The 21,665-nt window shown below is 73.2% G+C and carries 19 protein-coding genes; 11 read left to right on the top strand and 8 right to left on the bottom strand.

What is annotated here, in order from left to right:
• Window positions 1–88: 88 nt before the first annotated feature.
• A complete protein-coding gene (locus tag OUY22_RS08810; RefSeq protein ID WP_270154329.1) occupies window positions 89–1,213 on the top strand; it encodes a cellulose binding domain-containing protein in 1,125 nt (374 codons plus the stop codon).
• Window positions 1,214–1,355: 142 nt separating this feature from the next.
• On the top strand, window positions 1,356–1,814 hold the full coding sequence (locus tag OUY22_RS08805) for a hypothetical protein (RefSeq protein WP_270154328.1): 459 nt from the start codon (window positions 1,356–1,358) through the stop codon (window positions 1,812–1,814).
• 72 nt (window positions 1,815–1,886) lie between these two features.
• Here OUY22_RS08805 and OUY22_RS08800 read toward each other — a convergent pair whose 3' ends face one another.
• From OUY22_RS08800 to OUY22_RS08790, 3 genes are read right to left on the bottom strand one after another with little or no spacing between them, the layout of a single operon-like run.
• On the bottom strand, window positions 1,887–2,987 hold the full coding sequence (locus OUY22_RS08800; protein WP_270154327.1) for a 5-methyltetrahydropteroyltriglutamate--homocysteine S-methyltransferase: 1,101 nt from the start codon (window positions 2,985–2,987) through the stop codon (window positions 1,887–1,889).
• Window positions 2,988–3,034: 47 nt separating this feature from the next.
• On the bottom strand, window positions 3,035–4,522 hold the full coding sequence (locus OUY22_RS08795; RefSeq protein ID WP_270154326.1) for an acyl-CoA synthetase: 1,488 nt from the start codon (window positions 4,520–4,522) through the stop codon (window positions 3,035–3,037).
• 51 nt (window positions 4,523–4,573) lie between these two features.
• The gene (locus OUY22_RS08790) at window positions 4,574–5,401 is read right to left on the bottom strand and encodes a PaaX family transcriptional regulator (protein WP_270154325.1); all 828 of its coding nucleotides are present in this window, start codon (window positions 5,399–5,401) and stop codon (window positions 4,574–4,576) included.
• An 86-nt stretch (window positions 5,402–5,487) separates the two neighbouring features.
• Here OUY22_RS08790 and OUY22_RS08785 point away from each other — a divergent pair, with 86 nt between their 5' ends.
• From OUY22_RS08785 to OUY22_RS08765, 5 genes are read left to right on the top strand one after another with little or no spacing between them, the layout of a single operon-like run.
• The gene (locus tag OUY22_RS08785) at window positions 5,488–6,690 is read left to right on the top strand and encodes an ABC transporter substrate-binding protein (protein ID WP_270154324.1); all 1,203 of its coding nucleotides are present in this window, start codon (window positions 5,488–5,490) and stop codon (window positions 6,688–6,690) included.
• Window positions 6,691–6,694: 4 nt separating this feature from the next.
• Window positions 6,695–7,450, top strand: a complete 756-nt coding sequence (locus OUY22_RS08780) for an ABC transporter ATP-binding protein (protein ID WP_270154323.1) — start codon at window positions 6,695–6,697, stop codon at window positions 7,448–7,450.
• Window positions 7,447–8,106 carry an ABC transporter ATP-binding protein gene (locus OUY22_RS08775; protein ID WP_270154322.1) on the top strand — a complete coding sequence of 220 codons (660 nt, stop codon included), beginning with the start codon at window positions 7,447–7,449 and terminating at the stop codon, window positions 8,104–8,106. Before OUY22_RS08780 ends, OUY22_RS08775 begins: the two co-directional genes overlap by 4 nt.
• Window positions 8,103–8,963 (top strand): branched-chain amino acid ABC transporter permease, encoded by an 861-nt coding sequence (locus tag OUY22_RS08770; RefSeq protein ID WP_270154321.1) that lies wholly within the window; start codon window positions 8,103–8,105, stop codon window positions 8,961–8,963. Before OUY22_RS08775 ends, OUY22_RS08770 begins: the two co-directional genes overlap by 4 nt.
• Entirely contained in the window at window positions 8,960–10,000 is a 1,041-nt protein-coding gene (locus tag OUY22_RS08765; protein ID WP_270154320.1) for a branched-chain amino acid ABC transporter permease, read from the top strand. Before OUY22_RS08770 ends, OUY22_RS08765 begins: the two co-directional genes overlap by 4 nt.
• Before the next feature lie 39 nt (window positions 10,001–10,039).
• Here OUY22_RS08765 and OUY22_RS08760 read toward each other — a convergent pair whose 3' ends face one another.
• From OUY22_RS08760 to OUY22_RS08745, 4 genes are all read right to left on the bottom strand, one after another.
• Entirely contained in the window at window positions 10,040–10,840 is an 801-nt protein-coding gene (locus OUY22_RS08760) for an alpha/beta fold hydrolase (RefSeq protein ID WP_270154319.1), read from the bottom strand.
• 137 nt (window positions 10,841–10,977) lie between these two features.
• Window positions 10,978–11,352 (bottom strand): YchJ family protein, encoded by a 375-nt coding sequence (locus OUY22_RS08755; RefSeq protein WP_270154318.1) that lies wholly within the window; start codon window positions 11,350–11,352, stop codon window positions 10,978–10,980.
• A 36-nt stretch (window positions 11,353–11,388) separates the two neighbouring features.
• Window positions 11,389–12,231, bottom strand: coding sequence for an NAD-dependent protein deacetylase (locus tag OUY22_RS08750; protein WP_270154317.1), 843 nt, complete (start codon window positions 12,229–12,231; stop codon window positions 11,389–11,391).
• A gap of 35 nt (window positions 12,232–12,266) precedes the next feature.
• On the bottom strand, window positions 12,267–13,886 hold the full coding sequence (locus OUY22_RS08745) for a RecQ family ATP-dependent DNA helicase (protein WP_270154316.1): 1,620 nt from the start codon (window positions 13,884–13,886) through the stop codon (window positions 12,267–12,269).
• 213 nt (window positions 13,887–14,099) lie between these two features.
• Here OUY22_RS08745 and OUY22_RS08740 point away from each other — a divergent pair, with 213 nt between their 5' ends.
• Window positions 14,100–16,013 carry a heparinase II/III family protein gene (locus tag OUY22_RS08740; protein WP_270154315.1) on the top strand — a complete coding sequence of 638 codons (1,914 nt, stop codon included), beginning with the start codon at window positions 14,100–14,102 and terminating at the stop codon, window positions 16,011–16,013.
• Complete coding sequence (locus OUY22_RS08735) at window positions 16,010–17,137, top strand: substrate-binding domain-containing protein (RefSeq protein WP_270154314.1); 1,128 nt, start codon at window positions 16,010–16,012, stop codon at window positions 17,135–17,137. The genes OUY22_RS08740 and OUY22_RS08735 overlap by 4 nt, the downstream gene beginning before the upstream one ends.
• A gap of 54 nt (window positions 17,138–17,191) precedes the next feature.
• On the opposite strand, the gene OUY22_RS08730 is transcribed toward OUY22_RS08735, so the two are convergent.
• Window positions 17,192–19,057: a DUF2264 domain-containing protein gene (locus OUY22_RS08730; protein ID WP_270154313.1), complete on the bottom strand. Its 1,866-nt coding sequence runs from the start codon at window positions 19,055–19,057 to the stop codon at window positions 17,192–17,194.
• 279 nt (window positions 19,058–19,336) lie between these two features.
• Here OUY22_RS08730 and OUY22_RS08725 point away from each other — a divergent pair, with 279 nt between their 5' ends.
• Together OUY22_RS08725 and OUY22_RS08720 are read left to right on the top strand one after the other, a co-directional pair.
• Window positions 19,337–20,317 (top strand): hydroxyacid dehydrogenase, encoded by a 981-nt coding sequence (locus OUY22_RS08725; protein WP_270154312.1) that lies wholly within the window; start codon window positions 19,337–19,339, stop codon window positions 20,315–20,317.
• Between the two features lie 28 nt (window positions 20,318–20,345).
• The gene (locus tag OUY22_RS08720) at window positions 20,346–21,653 is read left to right on the top strand and encodes an ABC transporter substrate-binding protein (protein WP_270154310.1); all 1,308 of its coding nucleotides are present in this window, start codon (window positions 20,346–20,348) and stop codon (window positions 21,651–21,653) included.
• Window positions 21,654–21,665: the final 12 nt, after the last annotated feature.

The raw sequence follows: 21,665 nt of genomic DNA, 5'->3' as shown, positions 1-21,665 counted from the left end.
GCAGGTCACGGCCCTTCGGGGAGGCGGCCGTCTTTGCGAGTTCCCGGCCCCTTCCTACGATCTGCGGAGACGACGACGGGAGCGGGCGATGGCGAGGGTACGGGTCATCCTGGTGGCGGTGCTGGCTCTCCTGGCGGGGACGCTGGTCGCCGCGAACGGGACCGCCGCGGGCGCCGCCGCCATCCGCGTCATGCCGCTCGGCGACTCCATCACCGGCTCCCCCGGCTGCTGGCGGGCCCTGCTCTGGAACCGGCTGCGGGACACCGGCCACACCGACGTCGACTTCGTCGGCACCCTCCCGCCCCAGGGCTGCTCGGTCGCGTACGACGGAGACAACGAGGGGCACGGCGGCGCGCTCGTCACGAACGTGGCCCGCCAGAACCAGCTTCCCGGCTGGCTGGCGGCCACCAGGCCGGACGTCGTGCTGATGCACTTCGGCACCAACGACGTGTGGAGTGACATCCCGCCCGCAGCCATCCTGGACGCGTACACCACGCTGGTGGGTCAGATGCGGGCGAGCAACCCGGCGATGCGCGTCCTGGTCGCGCAGATCATCCCGATGACCCCGGCCACGTGCGGGGCGTGCGCCCAGCGGGTGGTGGCCTTGAACAACGCCATCCCGGCCTGGGCCGCGGGCATCTCCACCGCGCAGTCGCCGGTGGTGGTGGTCGACCAGTGGACGGGGTTCAGCACCGCCGCGGACACCTACGACGGGGTGCACCCGAACGCCTCGGGTGACCGGAAGATCGCCGACCGGTGGTACCCGGCGCTGGCCGACGCCCTTTCCGGCCCGCACCCGACCGTCACTCCCACGGTCACCCCCACCGTCACCCCCACGGTGACGCCCACGGTGACGCCCACGGTGACGCCCACGGTGACGCCCACGGTGACGCCCACGGTGACGCCGCCGGGCGGGTGCACGGCCGCCTACCGCAACACCAGTCAGTGGCACGGCGGGTTCCAGGGTGAGGTGACGGTGACCAACACGGGCGCCACCGCGACGAGCGGGTGGCGGGTGTCGTGGACGTTCGCCGACGGGCAGCGCGTCAGTCAGATCTGGAACGGCGCCCTGACCTCCGACGGCGCCCACGTGACCGTGACGCATCTCGGCTGGAACGCCCTGCTGACTCCCGGATCGTCCACTAGTTTCGGTTTTCTCGCCTCATGGAGTGGTACGAATACCTCACCTACCCTTTCATGCACAATTCTCTGACATTTACCTAAAACTTGCCCGGCCTGCTTTCGTATAACTTTCAACGTTGCGGAATCGTGACGGCCCCTCCTCGGCAAACCTCCGCTGACCTGCGTCAGAACACGTGAAAACCGTCGCTTACGGAAAGCCGAGACGCAGTTCCATGTCGAAGAATCGCAAGAACAGAGCGAGAAAGCTTTTCACCACCGTCCTGGCCTCGGTCGGGCTGGTCTATCTGGGCGTCACCATCGTCGCCGAAGGCACGAGCGCCGCCGACGAGGCCGCCGGCATCATCGGCGGTTTCGCCCTGATCCTGACCGCCCTCGGTCTGTTCAGGGCCCGGGGCGAGCCGCCGCCGGGCCGCGCCGGGAAGGACGTCCCCGGCGGGCGGCCGGAGGCCATGGCAGGATCTCCGATCAGCCTGACCACGACGGGCGCCCACGCCCTGGCCGCCGCGCTCGGGCTGCCCGTCCGTCCTACGTGCGAGCCGCAGCCCGGCTCTCCGGAATGCCCGCGCCTGACCGGCCCTCACGCGTCCGGTGCGGCGGCTCCGTGCCCCCGGAGGAACGGCTCCCTGGTGGTGGTCGTCCTCGGCCGCCCGGGATGCCGCGCCCACCCCTGACGACCGCGCCGCCGGACTGCCCAGGGAGCAGGGCGCGCGCCATCATGGGGGCTGACGGGGCGCGCCCAGCCGTCAGCCCCACACCTCCCGGGCGGTCTCCACGATCAGCGCCAGCTTGGCGAACTGCTGGTCGGCGGTGAGCACGTTGCCCTCCACCGTCGAGGAGAAGCCGCACTGCGGGGAGAGGCAGATCTGGTCGAGGTCGACGAACTTGGCGGCCTCGTCGATGCGGCGCTTGAGCGTGTCCTTCGACTCCAGCTCGCCGCGCTTGGTGGTGACCAGCCCGAGCACCACCATCTTGCCGGGCGGCACGAACCGCAGCGGCTCGAACCCGCCCGAGCGCTCGTCGTCGAACTCCAGGAAGAACCCGTCGACGGCCAGCTCGGAGAAGAGCGCCTCGGCGACGAAGTCGTAGCCGCCGGCGGCGGCCCACGAGGAGCGGAAGTTGCCGCGGCACATGTGGGTGGTGATGGTCATGCCGTCGGGCTTGGCGGCGATCGCGGCGTTGATCTGCTTGATGTAGCGCAGGTGCATGTGGTCGGCGTCGTCGCCGCGTTCGGCCAGCTCGGCGCGCTGGGCGGGGTCGTTCAGGTAGGCCAGGCTGGTGTCGTCGAACTGCAGGTACGCGCAGCCGAGCTCGCCGATGCGGCGCACCTGCTCGGCGTAGGCGGCACTGAGGTCGGACCAGAACTCCTCCACGTCCGGGTAGACGTCCCGGTCGATGGCGGCGGGGCCGCCGCGGTAGTGGACCATGCTGGGCGACGGGATGGTGAGCTTGGGCACCGCCGTGGTGACGGTGTCGCGCAGGAACGTGAAGTCGTCGGCGAAGATGGGCTCGGCGAGCCGGATCCTGTCGTGGACCCGCAGCGCGGCCGGGGTGAACTCGATGTCGCCCCGCTCGTTGTGGAAGCGGACGGTGATGTGCTCGTCGGTGGCCTGGCCGATGCCGCCGAGCCGGTAGATGAAGTCCATGTGCCAGGAGGCCCGCCGGAACTCGCCGTCGGTGGCCGACTGCAGGCCGATCGCCTCCTGTCGGCGCACCACCTCGCGGACGGCCTGGTCCTCGGCCTCGCGCAGTTCCTCCCCGGACAGGGTCTGCCTGGCCTGAAGGAGCCGTTGGGGCCGCAGCAGGCTGCCGACGTGGTCGGCGCGGAACGGCGGTGAGGTGCGCATGGGTCATCTCCTCGGGTCGCGGGTGGGCGCGGCGGCGGGCGGGCCGGTCAATGGCCGCCCTGGCCGTGGCGGTCGCGGAGCCGGGCCTTGAGCAGCTTGCCGGCCGCGTTCCTCGGCAGCTCGGGCACGAACTCCACGTGTTTCGGGATCTTGTAGCGGGCCAGCCTGCCGTACAGGTGGGCGATCAGTTCGGCGGGTTCGGCGGCGGCGGCGGGGCGGAGCACGACCAGGGCCTTGCCGACCTCGCCCCACTTGTCGTCGGGGACGCCGATCACGGCGACCTCCGCCACCGCCGGATGGCTGTAGAGCGCGCTCTCGACCTCGGCCGGGTAGACGTTCTCGCCGCCGGAGATGTACATGTCGCCGATCCGGTCGGAGATGCGTACGTACCCGTCCTCGTCGGCGATGCCCACGTCGCCGGAGCGGAACCAGCCGTCGGCGGAGAGCACCTCGGCGGTCTCCTCGGGACGCCTCCAGTAGCCGGGCGTGACGTTCGGGCCCTGCACGTACACCTCGCCGGGCCGGCCGGGAGGGGCGGGCGAGCCGTCGGCGGCGACCAGCTTGACGTCGGAGAAGAAGCACGGGACGCCGGCCGATCCGGCCTTGGCGATCGACTGCTCGGCGGCCAGGAACAGCGCGCCGGGCGCGGTCTCGGTCATGCCGTAGCCCTGCAGGAAGGTCAGCCCGCGGTCCTGGTAGAGGCGGATGAGCGGCTCGGGCACCGGGGCGCCGCCGCACAGCAGGTGGCGCAGGCTCGTCAGGTCGGCGCCGGGCCAGCGGGGTGACTGGGCGAGGAAGAGGAACATGGCGGGCACGCCGAACATGACCGTGACCCGCTCGTTCTCGACCAGGTCGAAGGTGCGGTCCACGTCGAAGGACGGCTCCAGGACGGCCCGGCCGCCCTTGAGCACCGTGGGGACGAGGGTCTGGGCGAGCGCGGCGATGTGGAACAGCGGGGCGCTGATCAGCGTCACCTCGTCGTGCCGTAAGGGCACGTCCACGAGCAGGTTGAAGGTGTTCCAGACGAGGTTGGCATGGGTGAGCACGGCGCCCTTGGGCCGCCCGGTGGTGCCCGAGGTGTACATGATCAGGCAGGGGTCGTCCAGGGCCACGGGCTCGTCGAGCGGCGCGGGGTCGCCGGAGGCCACCAGGTCCTCGTACTCGTCCGCCCGGACGTGCCGCCCCGGCAGGCCGGCCCCGTCGTGCCCGGCGCCGAGCAGCAGGATCTCCGCGCCCGCGTCCCGCAGGATGTGGTCCAGCTCGGGCGCGGCCAGGCGGGTGTTGAGCGGCACGAACACCGCGCCCAGCGCCCCGGCCGCGAAGAAGGTCTCGACCAGCGCCGGGTGGTTGGGGCCCAGGTAGGCGATCCGGTCGCCGGCCCGCGCGCCGAGCCCGCGCAGCGCCGACGCGAGCCGGTCCACGCGCGTGGTCAGCTCGCGGTAGGTGCGGTGGTCCTCCCGGTACGTGAGAGCCACCCGTTCGGGCGTCATCCGGGTCCTGCGTGCCGGCCACGAGCCCAGCCCCTGATTCCGCATCGCCCTCCTTGAGGTTCTCCGCCCTCAAGTTAGGCCACTATGCGACGGCTGTCACGGTTGTGCCCAACATAGATCGGGAACGGTGTCGAGGAGCCCTTCGACGATGGCGGCCGCCTCCGGCCTGAACCGCTCGTGCAGCCGGTGGCAGACCTTCTGGGCCTTCTCGGCCGGCCAGTCGCGCGGCAGGTGGCGCAGCGGCAGGCGGGGGTCGGTCCTGATGATCTGCAGCCACTCGGTGAGCAGCAGCAGTGAGCGGGCCAGGTCGTCGGGCGCGGCCGGCACCGGGTCCGGCCGGTCCCAGCGGCACAGGAAAGCCTCGTAGCGCCGGCCCAGCCCGGCCAGGTCGTAGGCGTCGGCGACCAGCGCCTGCATGTCGGTGGGCTGCCGCGGCTCGGCGGAGAACACCTTCACCCCGCAGCCCAGATCCTCGATCAGGCCGGTGGCGTCCACCTCACCTGGAGCGATCCACAGTCCGTTCTGCAGTGGACCGAACCCGGCCCAGACGAGCCGCGAGCGCAGCTCGTGGCGCTGCCGCTGCCACGACTCCGGCAGCGAGAAGCCGACCAGGGTCCACCGGTCGTGGTCGGCGTCGTTGACCACGCCGGTGTGCCAGATCCGCCGCGCGCCGTCCTTGAGCACCTCCGCGCTGGTGGCGGTGAGCCCGAAGTACATGCGCCGCCCGGCGCGCTGGCGGCGCAGCAGGCCACGCCGGACCATCCGGGTGAGGGCCGAGCGGGTCGCCTCCTCGGAGATGCCGACCCGGGCGAACGCGTCGATGAAGCTGCCGGAGAACACGCAGGCGGTCCGGCCGTACACGTGATCGCCGAGGAAGGTCAGGATCACCGATTGCGGCCGCACGCCGCCGTCCCGTTCCGCCACAGCCCGCTCCGCCGCAATGTTAGGCATTCTATTGACAGCCGTAATGTACCTGCCTACATTCGGGGCCACTTCCCCAGGAGGCCCCGATGCGCAAGCTGCTCCCGTTCCTGGCAAGTCTCGCGGTGGCCCTGGCCGCGTGCGGCGGCGGCGGTGGCGGCGGCACAGACGGCGGCGACGGCGGGCAGGACCCGATCCGGATCGGCCTCATCGTCTCGCTCACCGGCAACTACACGCCGCTGGGCAGCGAGGACAAGAAGGCGGTCGAGCTGGCCGTCGAGCAGGTCAACGCCCAGGGCGGACTGCTCGGACGCCAGGTGGAGCTGGTCGTACGCGACGACAAGACCGCCCCCGACCAGGGCATCGTGGCCTACAACCAGATCAAGGGCCAGATCGACGCGCTGATCGGCCCGGTGTTCTCCAACTCGGCGCTGGCCATCGAGCCGCTCGCGCAGCGCGAGAAGATGCCCTACCTGTCGCTGGCCCCCGCCGTGGAGCAGGTCGAGCCGATCAAGTCGTACATCTTCGTCACGCCCGCTCTGTCCAGCATGTACGCCGAGCGCTACCTGCAGTACATCCAGGCGCAGGGCATCAAGACGATCGCGGTGGCCTGGGACTCCAAGAGCGCCTACTCGGTCTCCGGGCACGAGTCGATGGTGGAGCTGGCGCCGAAGTACGGGGTCACGATCGCGGTGGACGAGGCGTACGAGACCGGCACCTCCGACTTCAGCCCGCTGTTCCAGCACGTGCGCGACTCCGAGGCGGAGGCGCTGGTGTTCTGGGGCTCGGGCGCGCCGGGCGTGACCGCCGCCAAGCAGTACGCGGCCTCCGGGCTGAAGACGCCGCTGTTCCTGACCGCGTCGCAGGCCAGCAAGCTGTGGCTGGAGCCGATGGGCGAGGCCGCCGAGGGCATGACGGTGCAGAGCGCGATCGGCGTGGTGGGCGAGCACCTGCCTGACGGCAAGCAGAAGCAGGTCATCGAGCAGATGGCCAAGCCCTACCAGGAGAAGCACGGCTACCCGCCGCCGCAGTTCGCCCAGGACGGCTACAGCGCGAGCCTGCTGCTGTTCGAGGCGATCAGGAAGGCGGGCAGCACCGACAAGGAGAAGGTCCAGCAGGCGCTGGAGACGATGGACCTGATCACCCCGAACGGCCGCTTCCGCTACTCCCCCACCGACCACTCCGGGCTCTCACCCGAGTACATCTCGGTCAACACGGTCAAGGACGGCGCGTTCGTGCCGACCGAGTGGGCACAGGAGCAGCTGGCCAAGACCGTCGCCGGGCTGGGGTGAGCGGGTGCTGGCGGTCACCGGGGTGTCGCGCTCCTTCGGCGGCGTCTACGCGGTGCGCGACGTCTCGCTCGACGTCGCCGAGGGCGAGGTGTGCGCCGTCATCGGACCGAACGGGGCGGGCAAGTCCACGCTGTTCAACCTGGTCACCGGCCACCTGGCCGCCGACCACGGGGAGATCGCCTTCCTGGGGCGGCGGGTGGAGCGGCTGGCCCCGCACCGGCGGGCCCGGCTCGGCATGTCGATCGTCTTCCAGGGTGCGCGGGTGTTCCGCGGCATGACGGTCCGGGAGAACGTCATGGTCGGCATGCACGGCCGTACCCGGTCGGGGTTCGTGTCGGCGGCGCTGCGGCTGCCCCGGCACCGCCGCGAGGAGCGGGAGATCGGCCGCGAGGCCGATGCCGCGCTGGCGCGGGTGGGGCTGACCGAGTGGTCCGGCCGTCCCGCCGACCGGCTGCCGATCGGCCAGCAGCGGGCGCTGCAACTGGCCCGCGCGCTGTGCGCGCGGCCCCGGCTGCTGCTGCTCGACGAACCGGCCTCCGGGCTGCGCGGGCACGAGCGGGAGCGGCTCGCCGCGCTGGTGGAGGAGCTGCGCGCGGACGGGCTGACGATCCTGCTGATCGAGCACGACGTGGGCTTCGTGACCCGGCTCGCCGACCGCGTCGTGGTCCTCGACCTGGGGCAGGTCATCGCCGAGGGCCCGCCGGCCGAGATCCGGGAGGACCCGCTGGTGCTCGCCGCCTACCTCGGGCCGGCGTCATGATCGACGTCGCGGACCTGGTCGTCGAGTACGGCACGGCCACCGCGCTCGACCGCGTCACGCTCGCGGTGGACAAGGGCGAGATGGTGGCGCTGCTCGGGCCGAACGGGGCCGGCAAGTCGACGCTGGCCAACACCCTGGCCGGGCTGCTCGCCCCGGCGTCGGGCACGGTCCGGATCGGAGGCAGGCTGGCCCTGGTCCCGGAGGGCCGCCAGCTTTTCCCTGACATGTCGGTCGCCGACAACCTGGCGCTGGGCGGCTGGCGTTCCGGGCAGCGCGACCCCGCACCGGTCTACGAGCTGCTGCCCCGCCTGGCCGACCTGGCCGGGCGGCGGGCCGGCGTGCTGTCCGGCGGCGAGCAGCAGATGGTGGCGGTCGGCCGGGCGTTGATGTCCCGGCCGCAGGTGCTCGTGGTGGACGAGCTGTCGCTCGGCCTGGCCCCGAACATCACCGCCGACCTGGCCGCCCACCTGACCCGGCTCAACCGGGAGCAGGGGGTGGCGGTGCTGCTGATCGAGCAGAACGCCCGGCTGGCGTTCGAGCTGTGCTCGCGCGCGTACGTGCTCGAATCCGGTCAGGTGCAGGCCGAGGGCCCGTGCGCGGAGCTGGCCGGCGACCCGCGCGTGGCCAGCGCCTACCTGGGCGGGGCGATCACATGAGCGCCTTCCTGACGTATCTGCTCAACGGGCTGGCCGTGGGCTGCGCGATCGCGCTCATCGCCAGCGGGCTGGTCGCCATCCACCGGGTGACCGGGGTGGTCAACTTCGCCCAGGGCACGTTCGCCGTCGTCGCGGGGCTGTGCACGTCCTCGCTGCTCGGACTCGGGATGCCGCACGGGGTGAGCGAGGCGGCGGCGGTCCTGCTGGCCGGCCTGGCCGGGCTGCTGACCGGGCTGGCCGCGATCGGCCGGCCCGGCACCACGCCGCTGTCGTCGCTGATCGTCACGCTCGGCGTCGGGGTGCTCGCGTACGCGGTCGAGATCGTGCTGTGGGGCGACCAGCCGCGCTCGGCCCCCGGCCTGGCCGGGTCGGTGACGATCGCCGGCGCCCGCATCCAGACCCAGCACCTGCTGGTCATCGCCGTCACCGCCGCCACGTTCGCCCTGCTCGCGCTCTTCTTCGGGCGCACCTACCTGGGCAAGGCGCTGACCGCGTGCGCGTCCAACCCGTACGCGGCCCGCGTGGTCGGCATCGACCCCCGGCGGATGGGCCTGCTGGCGTTCGCGCTCGGCGGGCTGCTCGGCGGGCTCGCCGGGGTGCTGATCACGCCGCTGCGGCCGATCTCCTTCGACACGGACGTGACCCTGATCGTGAACGCCTTCGCCGCCGCCGTGTTCGGCGCGCTCACCCGCCCGGTCGTCGCGCTCGGCGGGGCGCTGCTGCTGGGAGTGGCCGAGACCATGGCCGCCGGGTACGGGTACGGCTCGCACCAGCTGGAGGTGGCGCTCGGGCTGATGCTGGTGGTGATGATCGTGCAGGCGAGCCGCCGGTCGGCCATCCACGAGGAGGCGGTGTGAAGAAGGTCGCCGCCGAAACCGCGGCCGCACGGGTCATCGCCGGGAGCACGGCCGCACGGATCGCCGCCGGGGCCGCGGCCGTGGCCGTCGCGCTGGCGCTGCCGCTGGTGCTCGACGACAGCGCGCTGGCCGTCTACGTCCTGCTGGGGCTGGCCGCGATCGTGACCGTCGGGGTGTCGCTGCTGATGGGGTTCGCCGGGCAGGTCTCGCTCGGGCAGGGCGCCTTCTACGGCGTCGGCGCGTACACGGCGGCGCTGCTCACGCTGAACGGATTCCCCCCGCTGCTCGGGCTCGTGGCCGCGCCGCTGGTGGCCGCCCTGTTCGCGGCGGTGATCGGGATGCCGCTGCTGCGGCTGCGCGGCCACCACCTGGCGTTCGCGACACTGGCGGTCCAGCTCATCCTGCTGTCGCTGGCCGGGCAGCTGGAGTTCACCGGCGGCGACATCGGGCTGCAGGCCATCCCGCAGTTCGGCGTCGGGTCCTGGGAGATGGACGGCGCGGCCGCGTACGCCTGGCTCACCTGGGGAGCGCTGGCGCTGGTCATGCTGGTCACGCACCACGTCATCACCTCACGCCCCGGCCGGGCGCTGCGCGCCCTGGCCACGAGCGAGACGGCCGCCGCCTCCTCGGGCATCCCGGTGGGCCGCTACAAGCTGGTCGTGTTCGCGCTGTCGGCGGCGTTCGCGGGGCTGGCGGGCGGCATCTACTGCTTCTACACCGGGTACGTCGCGCCGGGGTCGTTCCCGGTGCTGATCTCCATCCAGTACATCGTCATGGCCGTGGTGGGCGGGCTCGGCACGGTGTGGGGCGCGGTGGCGGGAGCCGGCGCGATCACCCTGCTCGTCCAGGGGCTCGACCGGCTCGCCGCGCTGCCGGGGATGCCGAGCTACGCGCCGAGCGTGCTGTCGTACGCGGTGTACGCGCTGGTGCTGATCGTGGTCGTGCTGTTCCTGCCGCAAGGACTGGTGCCGGCGCTCACCCGGCGGGACCGGCCGCCGAAGACCTCCAGAGCCTCCCGAGGGGTCCCCGGCGACTGATCAACCCGGATACTCGATGGGGCGGACGCGGGCCGTCCGCTAGGACCGGAAGAAGTCGGTGAGCACGGGAGCGAGGGCCTTGGCGTTGACGGTGTGCTCGCGCACCTCGACGACGCGGCGCTCGGCGCGGGCGACGCACGCGGCGATCGCGTCGGCGGCCCCGCTGAAGAAGTCGCTCTGCAGCCCTGCCATGTGCGGGTCGACGCCCGATCCCGTGAGCGCCAGCGTCGGCTGGGTGATCGTCGCGAGCCGGGCGGCGGGCGGCGGCCCGTCACCCAGGCACGCGGCGTCGTAGGCCAACGTGTGAGCGAGCTCCAGCAGCGGGGACCACATCGGCGAGCTCTCCGCTCCGGCGATGTCCTGCTCGGAGACGCCCGCCAGCCGCATGAACAGCTTCACCGCCTCGTCGCGTCGCCCGTCGGCCAGTGCCGCGCGCAGCTGCGTGACGTAGGCCTGCCAGGCCTCGACAGCGGGGCCGCCGACCGCGTAAGGCACCTCGAACACCGCCAGCTTGCCGATCGGCAGCCCGGCCGCCGCCGCCTCCAGGGCGAGCGCGCCGCCGGAGGAGGCGCCGAACAGGTGCGCCGGCCCGCCGACCGCGTCGATCAGCGCCGCGAGATCCTCGATCTCGCGTTCCAGCGCGTACGGCTGCACGTCGCCGCTCCCGGCACGGCCACGGCGAGCGTAGTTGACGGCGGTGAAGTCCTCGGCCAGCTCCTGGGCCAGGGGCCCGTTCTCCGTCCCGTCGTCCAGCCCTCCCCCCACCAGGACGACGACCGGACCGTCGCCGACCCGTTCATAGACGATCGACGTGCCGTCCCGTGACACCACCCGCGCCATGGCTCCTCCTCGCAGTCGAACTCCTTTTCGAGGAGACACTACTCCTGAAAAAGGAGAAGTCCAGAGCGGCTTCAGGTCCGTGACGCTCGCGTCCCGCAGCGGCTCCTGCGGTGCTTCGAGCCCTGACCCGGCTGCCTCTAGAGCGCGCCGACGTAGAGCCAGCGGCCCTCGTGGCGGACGAACCGGCTGTGCTCCTCCAGCGTGCCCGGCTTGCCGCGGTGCACGTAGTGGGCGCGGAAGCGGACTGTGCCCTCGGTGTGGACGACGCTGCCGCCGCTGGTCTCCAGGATCTCCAGCCGCACCCAGCGGGTCTTCCTTTCGAGATCCAGGCCGGGCGGGCGGGTCGACGGGTGCCAGGTACGCATCAGATAGGCGGCGTCGCCGACGCCGAACGCGGAGTAGCGCGAACGCATGAGCTGCTCGGCCGTCGTGGCGGCGCTCTCGCCGCGGTGCAGCCGGCCGCAGCAGTCGGCGTAGGCGGCGGGCAGGCCGCAATGACAGGTGGCGGGCATGCACCTATTGTGCCGCCCTCGCACACCGGTCCCGCGTCAGCGGTCCTGCGGGGAGGTGGCGGTGAGGGCGGTGAGGGTGGCGCCGAGCGGGGCGTCGACGGTGAGGGTGGCGTGGTGGTCGCCGCCCGTGGCCCCCTGGTTGATGATCGCGATGGGCAGGCCGAGCGCGGCCGCCCGGTCCACGAAGCGCAGGCCGGAGCGGATGGCCAGCGACGAGCCCAGCACGAGCAGCGCCCGCGCCGACCCGACGAGAGCGAAGCACTGCTCGACCCGCGGGCGCGGCACGTTCTCGCCGAAGAAGACCACGTCGGGCTTGAGCACCCCGTCGCACGAGCGGCAGCCGACCAGCCGGAACCCCTCGACCTGCGCGTCGGTGAGCACCGCGTCGCCGTCGGGGTTGATCTGTCCGGCCTCGGCCGCCCAGCCGGGGTTGGCCGCGCGCAGCCGCAGGTCGAGGTCGGCCCGTGGGGTGCGTTCGCGGCAGGTCAGGCAGACCACCCGGTCGAGGCCGCCGTGCAGCTCGATCACCTGCCGCGCCCCGGCCGCCTGGTGGAGGCCGTCGACGTTCTGGGTGACGATGCCGGCCAGGAGGCCGCGCGTCTCCAGCGCGGCCACCGCCAGGTGCCCGGTGTTGGGGCGGGCCTCGCCGATCTGCCGCCAGCCGACATGGCTGCGCGCCCAGTAGCGCCGGCGGGCCTGCTCGCTGCCGACGAACCGCTGGTAGGTCATCGGCTCGGCGTTGCGGGACCGGCCGGTCGGGCCGCGGTAGTCGGGGATGCCCGACTCGGTGGACAGCCCCGCCCCGCTGAGCACCAGCACCCCGCCGGCCTCGATCAGGCCGGCCAGCCGGTCGAGCGCGGTGTCTGCTGCGACGGTCACGCTTCCATGGTGCACGACCGGGAGGGGTGCCCGGGTCACCCGGCCTCGCGCAGCAGCCCTTCCCGCACGACGGCCTCCAGGAGCAGCTCGCGGTAGCCGTTCTCGTGGAACAGCACGGTCAGCCGGTCCTCGTCGCGGCGGATGACCTCGCCGGGCCCCCACTCGACGTGTTCGACGCGGGCGTGCACGGGGAACGGGCCGCCGCTCACCGGCTCCGGCTCCGAGACGGTGCCGGCCGTGCAGGTGTCGCAGGCGCCGCACGGGCCGGGCAGCCGTTCGCCGAAGTAGCCGAGCAGGAAGACGCGCCGGCAGTCGCGGATCTCGGCGTAGCGGCGCGTCATCTCCAGCCGGGTGCGCTCCACCTCCCGGTGCCGCTCGGCGACCTCCCGGGCGGCCCGCGCCGCCTCCTCGGGCGGGGGCGCGTCCTCGGTGGCGCTGACCGAGCGGGTGCCGAGCCGGACCGCGCCCGCCTTCTCCAGCAGGTTGAGCAGCGACGTGACGCCGCGGACGCTGAGCCCGAGCAGCTCGCGCAGGTGCTTGCGGTCGGTGCGCCCGCCCGCCTCGCGGATGGCGCGGGCGATCACGGCCAGCGCGTCCTCGTCCGGCAGCCCGCCGGTGAAGAACCGCCGCATCCCCAGGTCCTCCGGCCGGTAGAACAGCACGGCCGCGGCGGGCTCGCCGTCCCGGCCCGCCCTGCCGATCTCCTGGTAGTACGCGTCGAGCGAGCCGGGCACCTGGGCGTGCACGACGAACCGCACGTCCGGCTTGTCGATGCCCATCCCGAACGCGTTGGTGGCCACCACCACGTCGAGCTCGCCGGTCATGAACGACTCCTGGACGGCGTCGCGGTCGGCCCGCCGCATCCCGGCGTGGTAGGCGGCCGCCCGCACCCCGCGTTCGCGCAGGCGGCCGGCCAGCTCACCGGTCTGCTTGCGGGTGGCGGTGTAGACGAGACCGGGCTTGGCCAGCTCCTCGACGGCTTCGACCACGTCCTCGCCGTCGCCGGACGTCCTCCGTACCCGCAGGTGGATGTTGGGCCGGTCGAACCCGCACACGATCTCCACCGGGTCGCGCATGCGCAGCCGTTCGATGATCTCGGTCCGTACCGGGGGCGCGGCCGTCGCGGTCAGCGCGGCGACGACCGGCCGGCCGAGGGCCTCGGCGACCGCGCCGAGCCGCAGGTAGTCGGGCCGGAAGTCGTGGCCCCAGGCGGACACGCAGTGCGCCTCGTCCACCACCAGCAGGGACGGCTTCGCGGCGGCCAGCTCGCGCACCACGTCGGGCTTGGTGAGCTGCTCGGGCGCGCAGAACAGGAACTCCGTCTCGCCCGCGCGCAGCGACTGGAAGGAGGAGTCCCGCTCCTTCTTCGAGGTGGCGGCGTCCAGCCTGACCGCCCGCTCGTCGCGCCGGCGCAGCCCGGCGACCTGGTCGCGCTGGAGGGCGATCAGCGGCGACACCACCAGCGTCGGCCCGTCCAGCAGCAGCGCGGGCACCTGGTAGACGGCCGACTTGCCGCCTCCCGTCGGCATGACCACCAGCGTGTCCCGGCCTTCCGCGAGCGCCGTCATGGCCTCGAGCTGGCCGGGCCGCAGCTCCTCCAGCCCGAGCGTCTCCCTGGCCACCCGTTCCGCACGCCGTCCGGCGCTCGTCGCCATCCGAATCTCCCGTCTTCGCAAAGGGTGCCTCCCTTTGCCCATGGACCCGGCCTTCACTCCTGGCAGGCCGGCACGGCGGCTCCCCCGCCGGTCGGCGCCCGGAACGGCAGGTCGCCGGACGGGCGAAGTTCGATCACTTGCACCATGGAGGTTCGCGAGGAATCATCTTCGATCAGGTTCGATCGATACGCTGTGGGGGCTCGGAGGAGGAACATGACGACTACGGCCACCGGCTCCGCCGTCAAGGCCACGGCGAGCGGGCGGCCCGGCCCCCTGCTCGGCCTCTGGGGCCCGGCCGCCTCCCCGGACGCGCTGGCCGGCGTCCTGCTGGACCCCGGCCGCGCGCTGGCCGCGCCCGACCTGCGCGGCGAACCGGCCCGCAGGGCGCTGACGCTGATGCGCGAGCGGGCCGAGGCCGAGCGCGGCACGCCCTGGCCGCAGCCGCTCGCCTCCCAGTACGCGCGCTACTTCCAGGACGGCGACCGCACCGCCTACGAGGACGCCGTGTTCGGCCGCCAGCAGCGGCTCACCCGGGCCGTGCTCATGGCGGCGTCCACCGGCGACGACGGGTGGCTGGCCGAGGCCGCCGACGGCATCGCGCTGCTGTGCGAGCAGACCTCGTGGTGCTGGCCCGCCCACGAGGAGTCCTGCCGGCCGCGCGGCGCCGTGCTGCCCGACCCGGCCGCCCCCTGCCTCGACCTCGGCGCCGGAGACGTGGCCGCCCAGCTCGCCTGGGCCGACCAGGCGCTCGGCGAGCCGCTCGACCGGCGCTTCCCCGGGCTGCGGGAGCGGGTGCGCGCCGAGGTGCGGACGCGGGTGCTGGAGCCGTTCACCCGGCGGCGCGACTGGCACTGGCTCGGGCTCGACGGCCACGTGCACAACTGGTGCCCGTGGATCTGCGGCAACGTGCTCGTCGCCGCGCTGCGCCTGGCGGAGCCGGGCGAGGAGCGGGCGCTGCAGGTCGCGCTGGCCGTCGAGGGCGTCGACCGCTACCTCGGGGCGCTGCCCGCCGACGGGTCGGTGGACGAGGGCTACGAATACTGGTGGCAGGGCGCCTGCCGCGCGCTGGAGGCGCTCGACGTGCTGGAGCACGCCACCGCCGGGGCGCTGGACGCCTCCGCCGTGCCGGTGGCCCGCGCGACCGCGCGCTTCCCGTACCTGATGCATCTGGGCGGCGAGTGGTACGTGAACGTCGCCGACAGCCGCGCGCGGCCGCCCGGTGAGCGGCCCTGGCACGTGGCGCACCGGTGGGCGCGGCGGGCCGGCGATCCGCTCGGGGTCCGTCACGCGGCCTCGCGGCGCTCCGCCGCCGTCTCTCCCGACGCCGAGCTGGGGCGGGCCATGGGCGAGCTGGCCGACCCGGACTGGCCGGCGGCCGAGGCCGCCGACCCGCCGCTGGTCGCCTCCGCGTGGCTGCCCGGCGTCCAGGTGGGGGTCGCCCGCGCAGCGGCGGGCACCGCCCGCGGACCGGCGCTCGTGGTGAAGGGCGGGCACAACGGGGAGAACCACAACCACAACGACGTCGGCTCGGTCGTGGTGGCCGTGGACGGGGTGCCGGCCGTGGTCGACGCGGGGCGGCCCACGTACACGGCCGGGACCTTCGGGCCCGACCGGTACGCGATCTGGACGATGCGCGGCGACTGGCACAACGTGCCCGAGGTCCGCGGCACGCCGCAGCGGGCCGGCGCGTCCTTCCACGCCCGCGACGTCGAGGCGGCCGACGGGCCGGACGGCTTCCTGGTACGGCTCGACCTCGCGCCCGCCTACCCCGTGGACGGCCTGGAACGGTGGTGGCGGACGGCCCGGCTCGACCGGTCGTCCGGCGAGGTGACGATCGAGGACGCCTGGCGCTTCACCGGCGCGGGCGAGCCCAGCGTGCTGCGCTACCTGCTGGCCGGCGAGGTGCGGCGGGACCGTCCCGGCGAGGTGGAGGTGCGGCCGCCCGGAGGCGGGCGGGCCGCCGTGCTGACCTGGGACCCCGGGCTGGCGGCGGGTTCGCTGACGGTGCGCGAGCTGGACGATCCGATGCTCGCCGCGGTGTGGGGCGAGCGGCTGACCCGGCTGGAGCTGGCGGTGCCCGGCACCGCCGCCGGGTCCGTGCTGGTGCGGGTGGGGGTGCGCGGATGACCGGGCCCGAGTCGCCGGCGCCGCTGCCCGACGAGCGCCGCGCCCAGGTGGTCGAGCTGCTGCGGCAGCGCGGCGTCGTGCGCGTCACCGACCTGGCCGAGGAACTGGACGTCTCGGCCATCACCATCCGCCGTGACATCGCGCTGCTGGCCTCGCAGGGGGTGATCCGGAGGGTGCGCGGCGGGGCCGTGCTGCACGGCGGCGCGCTGGTCGGCGAGCCCGACAGGCCGGCGCCGCCGCAGCCCGCCCCCGAGGAGAACGGCGGCGACACGCGCCGGCTCACGGTCGGGATGGTCGTGCCCTCGCTCGACTACTACTGGCCCGACGTGATCCGCGGCGTGCGCGAGGCCGCCGCCGCGGCCGGGGCCAGGCTCGTGCTGCGCGGCGCCTCCTACCAGGCGGCCGACGAGCGGCGGCAGCTGTCGTGGCTGGTGGAGTTCGTGGGCGTGGACGGGCTGCTGGTCGCGCCCACCACCACCGGCGACGACGGCGAGGAGCTGGTGCGGTGGCTGGGGCAGTCGCCCGTCCCGGTGGTGCTCGTCGAACGCGCCGCCACCGTCGGGCCCTACCGGGAGGCCATGGAGTCCGTCGTCAGCGACCATGTGCTCGGGGCCGCCATGGCGGTGCGGCACCTGGCCGCGCTGGGGCACCGCCGGGTCGGCGTCATCACCACCGTGCGGAGCCCGACGACGCCGCACGTGCGGCACGGGTGGCGGCAGGCGTGCCAGGAGCTCGGACTGGACCTCGACGGCGTCCCGGACGTGACCACCGTGGACCGGCGTGACCCCGGCTGGGCGGCGGCCCTGGACGACATCCTCGACGCCTGCCTGGCGACGGGCACCAGCGCGCTGCTGGTGCACTCCGACCCGGAGGCGATCAGCCTGGTCGAGCGCTGCCAGGAGCGCGGCATCCGGGTGCCGGGCGACCTGGGCGTCGTCACGTACGACGACGAGGTCGCCGAGTTGTGCGACCCGCCCCTGTCGGCGGTCCGGCCGCCGAAGGCGGCGATCGGGCGGGCGGCGTTCGCGCTGCTGTCGGCCCGTCTGGCGGACCAGGACCCGCATCGCCCGGCGCACCGCGTGGTCGTCGAGCCCCGGTTGATCGTCCGCTCGTCCTCGGCCTGACGACCCTCAGGGAAGACGGCCCTCAGGGAAGACGGCCCTCAGGGAAGGCGGCCCTCAGGGAAGACGGAGGGTGTCGACGACGCCGTCGGGCCAGGTGACGCGGGCGGTCGTGGAGCCCAGGGCGAGGTCGGGCGGCGGGGTGGCCGCGCCCAGGTGGAGGAGGGCGGAGTACCAGCGGTCAGGCTCGGCGGCCGCCCTGGTGCCGCACCAGGGGATGAGCGTCTCGGACGACAGCGGGGTGGCGTCCGGGGCGGAGGTCACGTCCGCCAGGTCGAGGCCGGGGCCGGGGACGACCCGGGAGGGCAGCGGGGCGGGGGCGGGCCAGCCGCCGACGCGCAGCGGGTACGGGCACGGGGCGGACACCCGGACCAGGCGGACCTCCCAGGGGCCGCGCAGGGCGGACATGACCGTGAGCCCGGGGCCCGTGGTGACGGCGCCGGCGCGGCCGTAGCCGTGGTCGGGCGCGCCGGGGTCGGGGTCCACCCAGTGGGCCTGCCAGCGCGAGGCGCCGACGACGGTGCCGGTGGGGAGGCGGTCGGCCAGGAGGGTGTCGAAGCCGGTGCGGTGGCTGGGCCGGCCGGACGGGTCCAGCAGGGTCACCGACTGGTCCAGGGGGTCGGCGGCGTGCGGCCCGGCCAGGACGGGTGAGGTGGCGGTGGAGTAGCCGAGGCGGGCGTAGAGCGGGGAGTCGGTGCGGTGGTCGCCGGGCAGCGCGTGGTCGGTGCCGTGGTTGACGACCCGGACGAGGCCGTCGGCGCGGGTGCCGGAGACCAGCCAGCCCGGTGACCGGATCACGCGCTGGAAGTCGCCCTCCTCCACCGGCAGCGGCTCCTCGACGGCGGTCCACACCGGGTGGTCGGCGGGCAGCGCGAGACCGTACAGGCCCTTGGCCGCCCAGTACGGCGAGCCGGTGCCGGAGTAGGACTGGGCGATCGGCCGCCAGGGGGCGTGCCAGCCGAGCGTGAGCAGGCCGTCGTCGCCGGGGGCGCCGCGCTCGGCGAAGTGGCGGGCGATCCCGGAGGCGGCGCGGCGCAACAGGCCGGGCGCGGGGGTGGTGAGGCCGGCCCGCGCGCCGGCCCAGAACGGGGCGGCGGCGGCGAACCGGTAGGTGAGGCTGCGTCCCTGGATCAGCGGGGACCCGCCGGCCCCGACGAGGTGCACGGCGTCGTGCAGGAAGCGCTCCAGCCTGGACAGGTAGGCGGGGCGGCGGGCGTCGGCGGCCGGGTCGCCGGCGGCCATCTCGGTCCACAGCAGCGGGTAGAAGTGCAGCGCCCAGCCGACGTAGTGGTCGTAGGCGCGCCGGTCGCCGTCGGCGTACCAGCCCTCCTCTCGGACGAACCCGTCGGTGAGGGCGAGCCCGGCCTCGAGGTCGGCGCGCGAGTAGGGCCCGCCGACGGAGGCGAGGAACTGCTCGACCACGAGCTGGAACCAGACCCAGTTGATCGGCGGGTAGGCGGCCCCGATCGCCGGGGCGAGATAGTCGATCACCCGCTCGCGCACGCCGTCGTCGAGCCGGTCCCACAGCCACGGCCGGGTCAGGTGGAGCACCAGGGCGATGGAGGCGGCCTCGACCTTGGCCTGGTCGTGCTCGTCCAGCCGCACCCACCGCTCGGGGGAGCGCGGGTCGGTGCCGGCGGCCAGGCCGCGCGCGTACCACTCGAGATGGCCGTGCGGGTCGCGGCCGGACTCCCCCGCCACCCGGAACCCGGCGGCCAGGAAGGTGCGGGCGAAGCCCTCCAGCGCGTCCACGTCCGGCCCGTAGCCGCCCGGCTCGCCGGGGAAGGAGATCCGCGCGTGGGAGGGGGAGGCGTGCCGCCGTGCCGTCAGCAGGAGATGGTCGGCCAGCGCCGCCCAGTGATCGCGGGTCCAGCCGGTGTGGGGCGACAGTGTCCGGTCGTCCAGCTCCCGCAGCCAGCGCATCGGGCCTCCAGTCAGCGATCTCCTGCGTGGGTTCAGGATGCTGGCAGCACCGAGCGAACACGTCAAGCACGCTCTGATCAAAAGCGCTCACTTCGATCAGCAATCGGACCGAAATACGCCGTTACGGCTGACCATCCCGATCAATAACGATCGCATAGCCCTGTTACGAGGTCTTGACGTGATTGACATGAATGGACATGATCAGCGGCACTGGCAAGCGCTTGCTGCGCCGAAAGGACCCGCGTGAGAGACCGTCGACGGCCACAGGCCCTGCTGGTCATGGATCCCGCACACATCCAGGTGCAGTTTCAGGAGCCGCAGTTACGCCGGTTGCACGATCTCGTCGAACTCGCCGATCCTATCTCGGCCATGAACCTCGACGACCCGCTCGTCCGTCGCCGGCTGCGTGAGGTCGAGGTGCTCGTGACCTCGTGGGGCTGCCCGCCGCTGACGAAGGACCTGCTGGACGGCGCCCCGGAGCTCCGGGCCGTCTTCCACTGCGCGGGCACGGTGCGCCCCTTCGTCACCGACGAGGTCTGGCGGCGCGGGATCCTCGTGACCAACGCCGCCGACGAGAACGCGATACCGGTCGCCGAGTACACTCTCGCCGCGATCATCTTCGCCGGCAAGAAGGCCCCGTTCCTGGCCCAGGACGCGCGCAAACATCGCGACGACTGGTCCTACGCGGCGGGGCGCGGCGAGCTGTCCAACCGCGGACGCACCATCGGCGTCGTCGGCTTCTCACGGGTGGGCCGCCGGGTCATCGAACGGCTGCGCGCCCTGGAGGTCGACATCCTGGTGGCGGACCCGTACGCCGACCCGGCCGGGGTGCGCGCGGCGGGCGGCAGGCTGGTCGGGCTGCCCGATCTGCTGGCGCGCTGCGACGTGCTCACCCTGCACGTGCCGGCGCTGCCAGCCACCCGTCACCTCATCGGGGCGGCGGAGCTCGCCCTGCTCAGGGACGGTGCGACCGTCATCAACACCGCGCGCGGGTCCGTCCTCGACACCGCCGCCCTGGAAAGGGAGTGCGTGCCGGGGCGGCTCGACGCGATCCTCGACGTCACCGATCCGGAGCCGCTGCCCGCTGACTCGCCGCTGTACGACCTGCCCAACGTCATGATCACCCCCCACATCGCCGGGTCTCTGGGATCGGAGACCCGGCGGATGAGTGACAGCGCCCTCGACGAGCTCGAACGCTACGTGTCCGGCCTGCCGCCCCGCGCGCCGGTGACCGCGGACGAGATCGCCGTGAGCGCCTGAGCCCGCTTCATGGAAGGAGACCGGATCGATGTTCGCTTCGAATCCGCCCGTCAAGGTCAGAGTGCGCCGCCCCTGGGTGAGGACCGCCGGGGTGGCCGCCGCGCTCGCCCTCGCGGTCGCCGCCTGCGGTGGCGGCGGCTCCGGTGAGCCCGCCGGTGAGGGCGGAGGCGCCACCCTCACGGTGACGGTGTGGAACCTCGCCAAGACCCCGGAGTTCACCGCCCTCTTCGACGCCTTCGAGAAGGCGAACCCCGGCGTCGAGGTGAAGCCCGTGGACATCCTCGCGGACGACTATCCCGAGAAGGTCACCACGATGCTGGCCGGTGGCGACAAGACCGACGTGATCACCATGAAGAACGTGACGGACTACTCGCGCTACTCCAGCCGCGGGCAGCTCCTCGACGTCACGGACCTGGTCAAGTCGACCGACAGCGCCAAGCTCGCGGGCCTGGACGCGTTCAACGTGAACAACACCTACTTCGCGGTCCCGTACCGTCAGGACTTCTGGCTGCTCTACTACAACAAGACCCTGTTCGACAAGGCGAACATCACCCTCGACGGCGCCATGACCTGGGACGACTACGCCAGGCACGCCCAGCGGCTCACCCAGGGCGACGGCGGCCAGAAGGTCTACGGCACCTACCACCACACCTGGCGGTCGGTGGTCCAGGCGGTCTCGGCGGCCCAGACGGGCGGCGACCAGCTCGGCGGCGACTACGCCTTCTTCACCGACCAGTACAACATGGCGCTGGGCCTGCAGAAGGGCGGCAACGCGCTGGACTTCGGCACCGCGACGGCGCAGCAGGCCGACTACCGGACCATGTTCGAGACCGGCGCGACGGCCATGATGCCCATGGGCACCTGGTACATCTCCGGCATCCTCGAAGCCAAGGAGAAGGGTGAGAGCCAGGTCGACTGGGCGCTGGCCCCGATGCCGCAACGGCAGGGCTCCGGCGAGGTCGTCACGTTCGGCTCGCCGACGGCGTTCGCGGTGAACAAGCGGAGCGAGAACGCCGACCTGGCCAAGAAGTTCGTCCAGTTCGCCGCGGGCAAGGAGGGCGCCTCGGCGATCGCCCAGGTGGGCGTGGTCCCGGCGCTGCAGGACCCGGCGATCACCGAGGCGTACTTCAAGCTCAAGGGCATGCCGGCCGACGAGCTGTCGAAGAAGGCCTTCGAGCCGGACAAGGTCCTGCTGGAGATGCCGGTCAGCGACAAGACCTCCGACGTGGACACGATCCTCAACGAGGAGCACCAGCTGATCATGGTCGGCGAGAAGTCGGTCGCCGAAGGGATCAAGTCGATGAACGACCGCGTCAAGAGCCAGGTCCTCAACTAGGGACGCCGGGGC

This window comes from Nonomuraea corallina, assembly GCF_027620315.1.
Lineage (GTDB): Bacteria > Actinomycetota > Actinomycetes > Streptosporangiales > Streptosporangiaceae > Nonomuraea > Nonomuraea corallina.
This window is presented reverse-complemented; position numbering and strand designations above follow the sequence as displayed.

Excerpts from the sequence above, each read along its gene's own strand:
- OUY22_RS08785 (WP_270154324.1), top strand. The coding sequence starts at position 5,488 with ATGCGCAAGCTGCTCCCGTTCCTGGCAAGTCTCGCGGTGGCCCTGGCC.
- OUY22_RS08720 (WP_270154310.1), top strand. The coding sequence starts at position 20,346 with ATGTTCGCTTCGAATCCGCCCGTCAAGGTCAGAGTGCGCCGCCCCTGG.
- OUY22_RS08800 (WP_270154327.1), bottom strand. The coding sequence starts at position 2,987 with ATGCGCACCTCACCGCCGTTCCGCGCCGACCACGTCGGCAGCCTGCTG.
- OUY22_RS08730 (WP_270154313.1), bottom strand. The coding sequence starts at position 19,057 with ATGCGCTGGCTGCGGGAGCTGGACGACCGGACACTGTCGCCCCACACC.
- OUY22_RS08775 (WP_270154322.1), top strand. The coding sequence starts at position 7,447 with ATGATCGACGTCGCGGACCTGGTCGTCGAGTACGGCACGGCCACCGCG.
- OUY22_RS08760 (WP_270154319.1), bottom strand. The coding sequence starts at position 10,840 with ATGGCGCGGGTGGTGTCACGGGACGGCACGTCGATCGTCTATGAACGG.
- OUY22_RS08770 (WP_270154321.1), top strand. The coding sequence starts at position 8,103 with ATGAGCGCCTTCCTGACGTATCTGCTCAACGGGCTGGCCGTGGGCTGC.
- OUY22_RS08745 (WP_270154316.1), bottom strand. The coding sequence starts at position 13,886 with ATGGCGACGAGCGCCGGACGGCGTGCGGAACGGGTGGCCAGGGAGACG.
- OUY22_RS08725 (WP_270154312.1), top strand. The coding sequence starts at position 19,337 with ATGGATCCCGCACACATCCAGGTGCAGTTTCAGGAGCCGCAGTTACGC.
- OUY22_RS08805 (WP_270154328.1), top strand. The coding sequence starts at position 1,356 with ATGTCGAAGAATCGCAAGAACAGAGCGAGAAAGCTTTTCACCACCGTC.
- OUY22_RS08795 (WP_270154326.1), bottom strand. The coding sequence starts at position 4,522 with ATGCGGAATCAGGGGCTGGGCTCGTGGCCGGCACGCAGGACCCGGATG.
- OUY22_RS08735 (WP_270154314.1), top strand. The coding sequence starts at position 16,010 with ATGACCGGGCCCGAGTCGCCGGCGCCGCTGCCCGACGAGCGCCGCGCC.
- OUY22_RS08810 (WP_270154329.1), top strand. The coding sequence starts at position 89 with ATGGCGAGGGTACGGGTCATCCTGGTGGCGGTGCTGGCTCTCCTGGCG.
- OUY22_RS08755 (WP_270154318.1), bottom strand. The coding sequence starts at position 11,352 with ATGCCCGCCACCTGTCATTGCGGCCTGCCCGCCGCCTACGCCGACTGC.
- OUY22_RS08740 (WP_270154315.1), top strand. The coding sequence starts at position 14,100 with ATGACGACTACGGCCACCGGCTCCGCCGTCAAGGCCACGGCGAGCGGG.